General features: G+C 60.5%; 11 protein-coding genes. All 11 read left to right on the top strand.

Going from position 1 to position 11,993, the window contains the following annotated elements; all coding sequences use genetic code 11:
- The 11 genes from nirJ to ACR0AW_RS17585 all read left to right on the top strand — a co-directional run bounded on the left by nirJ (position 1) and on the right by ACR0AW_RS17585 (position 11,986).
- Positions 1–1,215, top strand: coding sequence for a heme d1 biosynthesis radical SAM protein NirJ (nirJ, locus tag ACR0AW_RS17635; protein ID WP_170733816.1), 1,215 nt, complete (start codon positions 1–3; stop codon positions 1,213–1,215).
- Positions 1,190–2,743, top strand: a complete 1,554-nt coding sequence (locus ACR0AW_RS17630; RefSeq protein ID WP_170733815.1) for a nitrite reductase — start codon at positions 1,190–1,192, stop codon at positions 2,741–2,743. Before nirJ ends, ACR0AW_RS17630 begins: the two co-directional genes overlap by 26 nt.
- The gene (locus ACR0AW_RS17625) at positions 2,700–2,963 is read left to right on the top strand and encodes a hypothetical protein (protein ID WP_170398115.1); all 264 of its coding nucleotides are present in this window, start codon (positions 2,700–2,702) and stop codon (positions 2,961–2,963) included. The genes ACR0AW_RS17630 and ACR0AW_RS17625 overlap by 44 nt, the downstream gene beginning before the upstream one ends.
- Before the next feature lie 102 nt (positions 2,964–3,065).
- Positions 3,066–3,530 (top strand): DUF2946 family protein, encoded by a 465-nt coding sequence (locus ACR0AW_RS17620; protein ID WP_170733814.1) that lies wholly within the window; start codon positions 3,066–3,068, stop codon positions 3,528–3,530.
- Positions 3,531–3,547: 17 nt separating this feature from the next.
- The gene (locus ACR0AW_RS17615; protein ID WP_480439543.1) at positions 3,548–5,698 is read left to right on the top strand and encodes a 4Fe-4S binding protein; all 2,151 of its coding nucleotides are present in this window, start codon (positions 3,548–3,550) and stop codon (positions 5,696–5,698) included.
- A gap of 15 nt (positions 5,699–5,713) precedes the next feature.
- The gene (nosZ, locus tag ACR0AW_RS17610; protein ID WP_170466506.1) at positions 5,714–7,621 is read left to right on the top strand and encodes a TAT-dependent nitrous-oxide reductase; all 1,908 of its coding nucleotides are present in this window, start codon (positions 5,714–5,716) and stop codon (positions 7,619–7,621) included.
- Between the two features lie 2 nt (positions 7,622–7,623).
- Entirely contained in the window at positions 7,624–8,880 is a 1,257-nt protein-coding gene (locus tag ACR0AW_RS17605) for a nitrous oxide reductase family maturation protein NosD (RefSeq protein WP_170733812.1), read from the top strand.
- A complete protein-coding gene (locus tag ACR0AW_RS17600) occupies positions 8,870–9,763 on the top strand; it encodes an ABC transporter ATP-binding protein (RefSeq protein WP_170408068.1) in 894 nt (297 codons plus the stop codon). Before ACR0AW_RS17605 ends, ACR0AW_RS17600 begins: the two co-directional genes overlap by 11 nt.
- Complete coding sequence (locus ACR0AW_RS17595) at positions 9,760–10,581, top strand: ABC transporter permease (protein ID WP_170733811.1); 822 nt, start codon at positions 9,760–9,762, stop codon at positions 10,579–10,581. Before ACR0AW_RS17600 ends, ACR0AW_RS17595 begins: the two co-directional genes overlap by 4 nt.
- Positions 10,578–11,093: a nitrous oxide reductase accessory protein NosL gene (locus tag ACR0AW_RS17590; protein ID WP_170733810.1), complete on the top strand. Its 516-nt coding sequence runs from the start codon at positions 10,578–10,580 to the stop codon at positions 11,091–11,093. The genes ACR0AW_RS17595 and ACR0AW_RS17590 overlap by 4 nt, the downstream gene beginning before the upstream one ends.
- Positions 11,090–11,986, top strand: coding sequence for an FAD:protein FMN transferase (locus ACR0AW_RS17585; RefSeq protein ID WP_170733809.1), 897 nt, complete (start codon positions 11,090–11,092; stop codon positions 11,984–11,986). The genes ACR0AW_RS17590 and ACR0AW_RS17585 overlap by 4 nt, the downstream gene beginning before the upstream one ends.
- The last annotated feature ends 7 nt before the right edge of the window (positions 11,987–11,993 follow it).

Here is an 11,993-nt window from a genome sequence, read left to right as displayed (position 1 = left end):
ATGTTCCGCCTGACCGAATACATGCAGCAGCTCGTCGAACCGACACCGGTGCGCAAACGCCGTCCCGGCCCGGTGAAGCCGGTAGTGATCTGGAACCTGACGCGGCGCTGCAATCTGAAATGCCGCCACTGTTACACCGTTTCAGCAGATGTCGCGTTCCCCGGTGAGCTCAGTCACGAGCAAGCCATGGTAACCCTTGAGGATCTGGGCCAATTCCGCGTCCCGGCCCTGATCCTCTCGGGTGGGGAACCGCTGGACCGGTTCGATTTCTTCGACATCGCCAAACGCGCCCGCGATCTGGTGCCGATGCTGGCACTGTCGACCAACGGTACGCGGATTTACGACGAAACCGCCGACATGATCGCCGACGTGGGCTTCAACTATGTCGGCATTTCGCTGGACGGGATCGGGGCCACAAATGACTGGTTCCGGGGCGTCGAAGGCGCCTTTGCCGACGCCCTGCGCGGTGTTCGCGAATGTAAGAAGCGCGGCATCAAAGTGGGGCTGCGGTTCTGCCTGACCGAGGGCACACAGCACCACCTGCCTGACCTGCTGCAACTGTGCGACGATGAGGGTGTCGACAAGTTCTACCTGTCTCACCTCGTCTATGCCGGGCGCGGTGACAAGAACCGAGGCGAGGATGCCGAGCATTTGCGCACCCGTAAGGGTTTGGATTTGTTGTTGGAACGTGCGTGGGAAGCCGTCTCGGGCGGCCGTCCGCTGGATATCGTGACTGGCAATAACGATGCCGATGCCGGGTATTTCCTGAACTGGGTCCGGACGCATTTCGACGACGACAAAGCCGCCCATGTGCGCGAGCATCTGGCGGCGTGGGGTGGGAACTCGAGCGGGCTGGGCGTCGCCAATATCGACAACCTCGGCCGCGTGCATCCCGATACCTATTGGTCCGATTACACTGTTGGCAATGTGAAGACCAAATCGTTTTCGGAACTCTGGGCCAGCGATGACCCGATGCTCGCCATGCTGCGTACCCGTCCGCGTCCTTTGAAGGGGCGTTGCGGGGCCTGTCAGTTAAAGGATGTCTGCGGCGGCAACACCCGCATCCGTGCTCTGCAACTGACCGGCGACCCGTGGGCCGAGGACCCGGCCTGCTATCTATCAAACGAAGAAATCGGCGTGCAGGGCGCAGGCGAGCGTCTGCAGGTCACGCCGTTCCGAGGGAAAAGCCATGATCCGGCGCATCAATTCTTTTGACACCTTGAAAATCGGCACATTCTGCTCGCTGCTGCTGACCGGCGCAGCTTGGGCTGATGCACCTTCGGATTATGCTGAATTCTGTGCCTCATGTCATGGCGAAAACCGTCTGGGTGGGGTCGGTCCGGCGCTGATCCCCGAGACGTTGAAACGGATGCGTGGGCCACGCGTGGCGGCGGTGATTGCCGAAGGGCGTACGGCCACCCAGATGCCTGCGTTTTCGCACGAGTTGGACGCGTTGCAGATCGAGGAACTGGCGGGGTGGTTGAAATCTCCGCTGGAGACCCATCCCGAATGGGGCGAGGCCGATATCATGGCCAGCCGGACTCTGGATGATGAGTACGTATCGGTTGACGCGCCTGTCTGGGACAGCGACCCGATGAACATCACGCTGGTGGTGGAAACAGGCGATCATCATGTCAGTGTGCTGGACGGTGATACGTTCGAGGTTCTGGATCGGTTCGAAACCCCGTTCGCCGTGCATGGTGGGCCGAAGTTCAGCCCCGATGGCCGCTATGTCTTCATCATGTCGCGCGATGGCTGGGTGCAGAAATATGATATCTGGGCGCTGAAACAGGTGGGCCGCGTGCGCGCGGGGTTAAACAGCCGCAACATCGCAATGTCGGGTGACGGCAAATGGGTGGCGGTAGCGAACTATTTACCGAACTCGCTGACCCTGCTGTCGACAGAGGACTTGTCGGTCGCGAAAGTCATTGAAGTCAAAAGCAAAAAGGGCGTTCCCAGCCGTGTTTCTGCCGTTTATCAGGCACCACCGCGCGAAAGCTTTGTTCTGGCGCTGAAGGATGTCCCCGAGATTTGGGAGGTGTTCTACGGGGCCAACCCGCCGCAATCCGGTATTGGCCACGATTTCCGCATCGAGGGGCAGTTCAAGAACCCTGACCCGTTCCCCGTGCGCAAGATCACCACGCCTGATTACCTGGACGATTTCTTTTTCGATCAGAGTTATGAATACGTTATGGGCGCCTCGCGTGATGGCAAGGGCGGGCAGGTGATTGATCTGGTGATCGGTCATAAGATCGCAGATCTGGACCTGCCGGGGATGCCTCACTTAGGTTCGGGGATCACCTGGCAGCAGGGCGACACCACCGTGATGGCTACGCCGCATCTGACCGATGGCACGGTCTCGGTGATCGACATGGGAACATGGGAAACCGTCAAGCGGATCAAAACCGAAGGGCCAGGATTTTTCATGCGCAGCCATGAGAACTCGCCTTACGTCTGGGCCGATGTGTTCTTTGGCCCAAACAAGGATGCCATGCACGTGATCGACAAGCAAAGCCTTGAAATCGTGAGAACTTTGCGCCCCGCGCCGGGTAAGACCGTGGCGCATGTAGAATTCACCAAGGATGGCAGTCACGCGCTGGTTTCGATCTGGGAAGATGACGGCGCGGTGATCGTCTATGACGCGCAAACGCTGGAAGAGGTCCGCCGCCTGCCGATGCGCAAACCGTCTGGGAAGTACAATGTCTGGAACAAAATCACCTTCTCGGAAGGCACCAGCCACTGAAGGCAAATGGCCGGTCTGGAAGCTGGCCATCCTGCTTTACCCAGCCACGGCTCTGACCGTGGCCATCAACCTGTTTCTGGCTGGACTGATCCTGCACAGCGCGGGGTTTGGTGCCATTGAACCAGTACCTGCGATCTTATGGTCCATCCCCTTGGGCGTGCCCGCCTCATGGCTGGCAGGGCGCTGGGTGCGTGGCCTGATGGATGAGGCAGACGATTGATTTGAAAAGAAAATCAGAAATTTGCTTTACCTAACCTAAGTCAAGTCGCGACTCGGTAGAATCCAATACCCCAAAGGCATAGCTTTCCGAGTCGGAGACTCCATGCCTGCCCTGATCCCTCTGCACAATCTCCCTGTACGCGCAACTCGCGCGGCATGTGGGTTGGCAGGCATATTCCTTCTGTTGTTGCAGGCCTTTGGACCGGTGCTGGCGAGTCCCGGTGAAAGTGTCTGGATGGAGATCTGCTCGGAAGGCGGCGCGGTCTGGGTTGAAGTTGATCTTGAGGAGGATACCGAAGACCCGACCGCGTACTGCCCAAAATGCGCCGATTGCGCGCTGTGCGCTGTCACCAGTGCAGCGCCTGCACCCGAGCTGGTGCAGGTACCGCAAATCGGAAACTTCCGTGTTGTACAGCTTCAGAACAGCAAATCTTCCATGTTGTACAAGTCGCATAAGCTGTGGCCCGAAACCCGGGGACCTCCGCGCCCGACCCAAGAAACTGCTGAACGCGCCCTGCGCGCGTCCATGGCGTCCACCCTAAGTATCGGAGGTGCGCCGTGGTCGTAAGTCGCGCAATCCATATAATGCTGGCCCTTGCCCTGTCCTGCCTGATGGCGATCAGTGCCCATGCCGACAGCCTTGCCAGCTTCCTGCCGGAGATTGAACCCGCCGATCTGGCCCCCGGTGCTGATGCCATTGGGCCGGTCCGCGATGACGTTCCGGTTGCACCCGTTCTGAAGGCCGGCGAGACCGTTGCCTGGGCCTTCCTAACCTCTGACTTCGTTGGCACCACCGGCTATTCCGGCAAACCGATCCATGTGGTCGCCGCCATCGATGATCAAGCGGTGCTGACCGGTGTGCAACTGGTCAAACACTCGGAGCCCATCGTTCTGATTGGCATCCCCAACGCGCGCATGGTTGAGCTGACCGAAGGCTATGCCGGTCTGGACTTGAAGGTTGAGGCTGAAACCGGCGGTGAGGGGCATGACCTCGATATCATCTCGGGGGCCACCGTCACGATCATGGTGATTGATGACAGTCTTGTGCGCGGCGGCATCAAGGTGGCGCGGGCGCTGGGGTTGGGCGGTTTGTCTCCGCTGCAGGCCGATGGGCCGAAACGCGAAGTCGATCTGGCGCAGGATGCGGTATACGACTGGACCACCCTGTCCGGCGACGGCTCGGTCCGGCGACTAACGCTGGATATCGGGCAGGTCAACGCTGCGTTCGAAGCCACCGGAGATCAGCGCGCCATCAAACGCCCTGAACCCGGCGAACCAGATGACACCTATATTGATATGCATATGGCGTTGGTATCCGTGCCGTCGATCGGCAAGTCGCTGCTGGGTGAGGCCGAATATCAAAACATGGTCGACTGGCTGGACGAAGGCGAGCAGGCCATTCTGGTGCTGGGGCGTGGGGCCTACAGCTTCAAGGGCTCGGGCTATGTCCGGGGCGGGATTTTCGACCGGATTCAGTTGATCCAAGGCGACAATTCGGTGCGATTCTTCGACAAGCAGCAGCGCCGGTTGGGCAAGGTTGCGGCACCCGATGCCCCAAGCTTTACGGAATTGGACATCTTCAAGATCCCCGCTGAGGCCGAGTTTGATCCGGCCGAGCCCTTCCGCCTGCAACTGTTGGCGCAGCGGGCTGTGGGCGCGGTTGAGAAGACCTTTCTGACCTTCGATCTGGGCTACAAACTGCCCGAGCAGTATCTGCTGCCCGTTACGGCCCCTGTAGTCGTCGATGACGCCACCAGCGAGGCAGCAGCCAAGGCCGCGCTTTGGAAACGCATCTGGAAGGATCGCACGGTTGAGATCGGGGTGCTGGGCGTCATGCTTTTGGTGCTGACGGCGACATTCTTCTTCCAGTTCCACGCCACCATGAACGCCCGCGTCTTCTATTGGTTCCGCATCGGATACCTGACCATGACGCTGTTCTTCATCGGCTGGTACGCCAATGCGCAGCTGAGCGTGGTGAACCTGATGGCGCTGGCAGGCAGCTTGCGCACCGGCTTCTCCTGGGATGCCTTCTTGCTGGACCCGTTGGTCTTCATCCAATGGTTCGCTGTCGCTGCCGCGCTGCTGTTCTGGGGTCGGGGTGCTTATTGCGGCTGGCTGTGCCCGTTTGGCGCGCTGCAGGAACTGACCAACAAGATCGCGCGGGCCTTCAAGGTGCCGCAATGGACACTGCCCTGGGGCCTGAATGAGCGGCTCTGGCCCGCGAAATACATGATCTTCCTCGTGCTGTTCGGGATCAGTTTTGTCTCGATCCCGCTGGCTGAAACCTATGCCGAGGTCGAGCCGTTCAAGACCGCGATCATTCTGAAGTTCATGCGCGACTGGCCCTTCGTGGTCTTTGCGCTGACCCTGCTGGGGATCGGGCTGTTCATCGAACGGTTCTATTGCCGCTATCTCTGCCCCTTGGGTGGTGCGCTGGCGATCCCTGCCCGTATCCGCATGTTCGACTGGCTGCGCCGCTACAAGGATTGCGGCACCCCCTGTCAGACCTGCGCCAACGAATGCCCCGTTCAGGCGATCCACCCCACCGGTGAGATCAATCCGAACGAGTGCGTCACCTGCCTGCATTGTCAGGTGCTCTACCAGTCCGAGGACAAATGTCCCGTCGTTATCCGCCAGTTGAAACGGCGGGCCAAGACAGGGTCGGTTCAACCGAAAACCCCCCTCGGACAACCACCGGCGAACCATCCGAACGCCAAACCGCAAACCGTTTCCTAAAAAGGAGGAACGATCATGTCGGAACACGATAAGAAACTGAACGTCACACGCCGCGGACTGCTGGGTGCATCTGCAACCGGCGCCGTGTTGGCCGGAACCGGTCTGGGCAGCACCCTGATGACCGCGAAAGAGGCCAGCGCCGCCGCCAATGCCGCGCTGGAGCCCGGCGAGTTGGACGAATATTACGGCTTCTGGTCCTCGGGTCAGACCGGCGAGGTGCGTATCCTCGGCGTGCCGTCGATGCGCGAGTTGATGCGCATTCCGGTATTCAACCGCTGCTCGGCCACCGGCTGGGGCCAGACCAACGAGTCGCTGAAGATCCTGACCGAAGGGCTGCTGCCCGAGACCAAGCAGTACCTGGCCGCCAATGGCAAAGTCACCTATGACAATGGCGACCTGCACCACCCGCACATGTCCTTCACCGATGGCACCTATGATGGCCGCTATTTGTTCATGAATGACAAGGCCAACACACGCGTCGCGCGCATCCGCTGCGACGTGATGAAATGCGACAAGATCATCGAAATCCCGAACGCGCATGACATCCACGGTCTGCGTCCGCAGAAATACCCGCGCACCGGCTATATCTTCGCCAATGGCGAACACGAGGCACCGCTGGTCAATGATGGCGAAATCCTCGACGATCCGTCGCAATACGTGAACATCTTCACCGCCATTGATGGTGATACGATGGAGATCGCATGGCAGGTGATGGTGTCGGGCAACCTCGACAACACTGACTGCGACTATCAGGGCAAATACGCATTCTCGACCTCGTATAACTCGGAAATGGGTATGAACCTGGCCGAGATGACCGAGAATGAGCTGGACCACGTGGTCGTGTTCAACCTGAAAGGCATCGAAGACGCGATTGCTGCTGGCAACTATCAGGAGCTGAACGGCGTCAAGGTCGTGGACGGGCGTAAAGAGGCGGGCGGCAACCTGACCCGCTATATCCCGATCCCGAACTCGCCGCACGGAGTGAACGCAGCACCCGACAAGAAACACATCATGATCAACGGCAAGCTGTCCCCGACCGTATCCGTGATCGATGTGGAAAAGGTCGATGCGCTGTTTGCCGACAATGCCGATCCACGCTCGGCCATCGTGGCGGAACCGCAGCTGGGTCTTGGCCCGCTTCACACCGCGTTTGATGGCAAAGGCAACGCCTACACCACCCTGTTCCTGGACAGCCAGGTGGTGAAGTGGGACATCGCCAAGGCCATCGAAGCCTACGGTGGTGCGGATGTTGATCCGATCCTAGACAAAGTGGATGTGCATTATCAGCCGGGCCACAATTCGACCTCGATGGGCGAAACGGCTGAGGCTGATGGCAAGTGGCTGATTTCGATGAACAAGTTCTCGAAAGACCGCTTCCTGAACGTCGGGCCACTGAAGCCGGAAAACGAGCAGTTGATCGATATCTCGGGTGATAAGATGAAGGTGGTCCATGACGGCCCGACCTTCGCGGAACCGCATGACTCGATCCTCGTGCACCGGTCCAAGGTGAACCCGGTCAATGTCTGGGATCGCAACGACCCGATGTGGGAAGAAGCGCGCCAGCAGGCTGCCGCCGATGGTGTGGACCTTGAAGAGGGCGCCGAGGAGCCGATCCGCGATGGCAACAAGGTGCGGGTCTACATGACCTCGACCGCGCCGGTGTTCAGCCTTGAGAAGTTCACCGTCAAGCAGGGTGACGAGGTAACGTTGTATGTCACCAACCTGGATGACGTGGATGACGTGACCCACGGGTTGTGCCTGTCGAACTTCGGCATCGCGATGGAGGTTGCGCCGCAGGCCACCGCCTCGGTCACCTTCATTGCCGACCGTCCGGGCGTGCACTGGTTCTATTGCCAGTGGTTCTGCCACGCGCTGCACATGGAGATGCGCGGCCGGATGTTCGTTGAGCCGCGGAGCGCGTAACCATGCGTTGGTCCCTGCTCATACCGCTCCTGCTCGGCTCGCCCCTTTGGGCGGCGGATTGGGATGTGCCCAACCGGGCAGGGGCCATCAACGAGATACTGGCGCAGGCGGCGGATGGGGACACCCTCCGCCTGAGCCCCGGCGTTTACACAGAAACGCTGGTTCTGGACCGGCCCGTCACGATTGACGGGCTGGGACAGGCCACCATCGACGGACAAGGCGAAGGCAGCGTCATCACCGTGACCGGGCCGGGTGTGACCGTGCGCGGTCTGACGGTGATCGGATCGGGCTCGGACCATGACGGGATCGACAGCGGCATCCAGTTGACCAAGACGGCCCATGCGCCGGTGGTCGAAGACAATGTGCTGCTGGGCAATCTCTATGGCATCGACATCCATGGGGCCAAGGACAGTATCGTCCGGCGAAACCGGATTGAAGGGCGGCAAGACCAGCGCATGAACGAGCGTGGCAATGGCGTCTATGTCTGGAACGCGCCGGGTGCGGTGGTTGAGGACAACGATATCCGCTATGGCCGCGACGGAATCTTTGTAAACTCGTCGAAGAAGAACACCTTCACCGGCAACCTGTTTAGCGATCTGCGTTTTGCCGTGCATTACATGTATGCCGACAATTCGGTGGTCAGCGACAACGTCTCGATCGGCAATGATCTGGGCTACGCGGTGATGTTCACGACCAATGTGACCGTGGCCAATAACGTCTCGATCGGCGACCGCGAACATGGCGTCATGCTGAACTATGCCAACAAAAGCACCATCACCGGAAACGTTGTGAAAGGTGCGAAAGAGAAATGCAGCTTCCTCTATAACTCGAACAAGAACGAGTTCACCGATAACTGGTTTGAGGGATGCGGCATCGGCATCCACTTTACCGCTGGCAGCGAGCGCAACCGCATCGTTGGCAATTCATTCATCGGAAACCGGACGCAGGTGAAATATGTCTCGACCAAATGGGTCGAGTGGTCCGAAGACGGACGCGGCAACTACTGGTCCGATTTCGCCGCTTATGATGTGGATGGCAACGGCATTGCCGATGCCCCCTATCGCCCCAATGACAGTATGGACCATGTGCTGTGGACCCAACCCTCAGCCAAATTGTTGCTCGGCTCCCCTGCCGTGCAACTGGTGCGCTGGTCGCAATCGGCCTTCCCGGCGTTGTTGCCGGGGGGCGTGATGGACAGCAACCCATTGATGCAAGCCCCTGAACCCCCAGCTATGAAAAAGGTGCCTCATGACGGATAAGGCCCTGTCAATCGACCATGTTCTCAAGGACCGTGGAAAAAACCGCGTTCTTGACGATATCACCCTGTCTCTTGCCCCCGGTCAGCGCGTTGCGCTGTTGGGCCATAACGGTGCTGGCAAGTCGACGCTGATCAAATCTATCCTCGGCCTGACGCCGATCCATGGCGGAGCCATTCGGATCGGAGACGCCACCCCCGGTAGTGCTCAGGCGCGTCGCGAGACGGCCTATCTGCCCGAAGCGGTGTCATTTCATCCCGCCTTGACGGGGCGCGAGCAGTTGACCCTGTTTGCGCAGCTTTCAGGTGCAAAGGCCGACGTGCTTGGCCTGTTGGAGCGCGTTGGTCTCAGCGACGCATTGGACCGCCGGATCGGTACCTATTCCAAAGGCATGCGGCAACGTCTGGGTCTGGCGCAGGTGCTGTTGGGTCAACCGAAAGTGGCTTTGCTGGATGAGCCGACAAGCGGGCTGGACCCGATCTCGCGGCAGGACCTTTATGCCATCATCGACGAGCTGGCTGCCCAAGGCACAGCCGTTCTAATCGCCAGCCATGCGCTGACCGAGGTCGAGGCCCGTACTGATCGCATCGCCATCATGCGCAAGGGCCGGATGGTCGCTGACGATACGCTGAACAATCTGTCGGCTCTGGCCGGTCTGCCGATCCGCTTGAAAGTACGCGCCAGCGCCAATCCTGATGTGCTGGCCGCTGAACTGGGTGGCAACCGGATCAATGGGGCATCCGTTGAATTGCTCTGCGCACCCGAAGACAAGATGGAGGCGCTGCGCCGGATCGCCGGATTGGGCGACGCTGTGGCGGATGTGGAAATGACCCCGCCCAAGCTGGAAGACCTCTATCGCCACTACGCACAGGAGGATTTGCAATGACCCGCTTCCTCGCCATCACCCGCACAGAAATGCTGATCCTGCGCCGCAACCGCTGGCTGCTGGTCGCCACATTGATCATGGTGCTGTTCGCTTTGGCGCTGACCTTTGCGGGCAGCGCACCAACCGGCACGTTGGGAGTCGACATGCTGACCGTCTCGGTGGCCTCGATGACCACGCTTTCGGTCTATCTTGCACCGCTCTTGGCGCTGATGATCGCCTTTGACGCCATCGCGGGCGACGTGGATCGCGGCAGCCTGTCACTGCTGCTGTCCTACCCGGCGGGGCGCGGAGAAATCCTGTTGGGCAAATTCACCGCCCATCTGGCCGCGCTGGCCTTTGCCATGACCATCGGTTTCGGCACCGCTGGCGCAGTGGCCGCCTTCTTTGGCGGCGCGGGTCCGGAAAGCCTGATGGCTCTGGTCCGCCTGATCCTCACATCTATCCTGCTGGGCGCTGTCTTTCTGGCGCTTGGATACTTGCTGTCCGCCCTGGCAAAGGGGGCCACGGCGGCGGCAGGTTTGTCGGCCGGGCTCTGGCTGGTTTTTGTCGTCCTCTATGATTTGGGCCTGTTGGGGGCCGTCGTCATGGACAAGGGCGGCGCTTTCACCCAATCCGTCTTTCCATGGGTGATGGTGGCCAACCCGGCCGACGCATTCCGTTTGTGGAACATCGCCGCAACCGAGGGCGTCGCGATAGCCTCGGGCATGACCGGGGCGGCGCAGGCCCTGCCGGTCTGGGCCGCGCCCGCCTCGCTGCTGATCTGGCCGGTGCTGGGCTTTGCCCTTGCGCGTCTCGCATTTCGGAGAGTTGAGCCATGAGATACCTAGCCCTGATCGCTCTGGTCGCGTTGACGGCCTGCAAAGAAGAGGTGGCCGAGGCTCCCGACCCGGTTGATCTCACCCCGGATGCGCTGAGTTATTTCTGCCAGATGAACATCGCGGAACACGGCGGGCCCAAAGGGCAGATCCATCTGGAAGGCTATCCCGCGCCTTTGTTTTTTGCGCAGGTGCGCGACATGCTGGCCTATCTGAAAAGCCCCGAACGTGACGCCAAGATCACCGCTGTCTATGTCAGTGACATGAGCGTCGCGCCCAGCTGGCGGCAACCGGGGATTTCCAACTGGATCGCCGCCGATGGTGCGACCTTTGTCGTCGGCGCCGATGTGGCCGGTGGCATGGGTGCGCGAGAAGTCGTGCCCTTTGGCGACCCCGCCGCGGCAGAGGCGTTCATTGCCAAATATGGCGGCGGCGCCCTGCCACTGTCTGATATTCCCGATGCCGAAGTGCTGGGCCCCGTCGATCTGGACCTCGCGTTGGAGACCCCCGCATGACCCTTCTGACCCGCCGCCGTTTCCTGGCCATCTCAGCCGCCTGCGCCGCCGTACCCGCCGCTGCTGGCAACGTCGCCCAATGGCGCGGTATCGCGCTGGGCGCACCCGCCAGCCTGAGGCTGGAAGGCTCGACGGACGCACAGGCCGCGCCGATCTTTGCTGCGGTCGAGGCAGAGCTGAATCGGCTGGAGAATATATTCAGCCTCTACCGGACGCACTCGCAGATCAGTCAGCTTAACCGGATCGGCCACCTGGTCACCCCGGCGCCTGAGCTGCTGGAGGTGCTGAGCCTTTGTTCCACGCTTCACGACGCTTCGGGCGGGGTGTTTGATCCGACGATCCAGCCCATGTGGCTAGCGCTCGCCAGTGGCGCGGCGGGGTCGCAAGTGGAACGTGCGCGCCAGACGATTGGTTGGGACAAGATTCACGTAAGCGCCGGTGAGATCCGCCTGCCGCATCCCGGACGCTCGGCGATTACCCTGAACGGGATTGCTCAAGGTGCGATCACTGACCGGATTTCCGCTTTGATGCGATCCTTCGATCTGCGCGATGTGCTGGTGGATATGGGCGAGGTCGCCGCCCTTGGCCAGCGGAGCAATGGCGAGCCGTGGCGCGTCGGGCTGGCCAAGTCCGACGGTGCTGTCGCCAAACGGATCACACTGCAGGACCGCGCCGTTGCAACCTCGGCCCCCGAAGGCACCATGCTACAGGGCGATCAGGGGCATATCCTGAACCCGAAAGGGTTGGGTGCGCCCTATCAGGCTGTATCAATCTCAGCCTCGCAGGCAGCATTGGCAGACGGGCTCTCAACCGCCCTATGCCTGACCCCACGTGCCAAAGCAAACGCGCTGATATCGCGTTTTCCGGGCGCGCGTATCGAGATGAGTATCTGAACGCGGG

It is taken from the genome of Ruegeria sp. C5, from assembly GCF_056537605.1.
The sequence above is the reverse complement of the archived record's forward strand: the minus strand, read 5'-3'. Positions and strand labels throughout refer to the sequence as shown.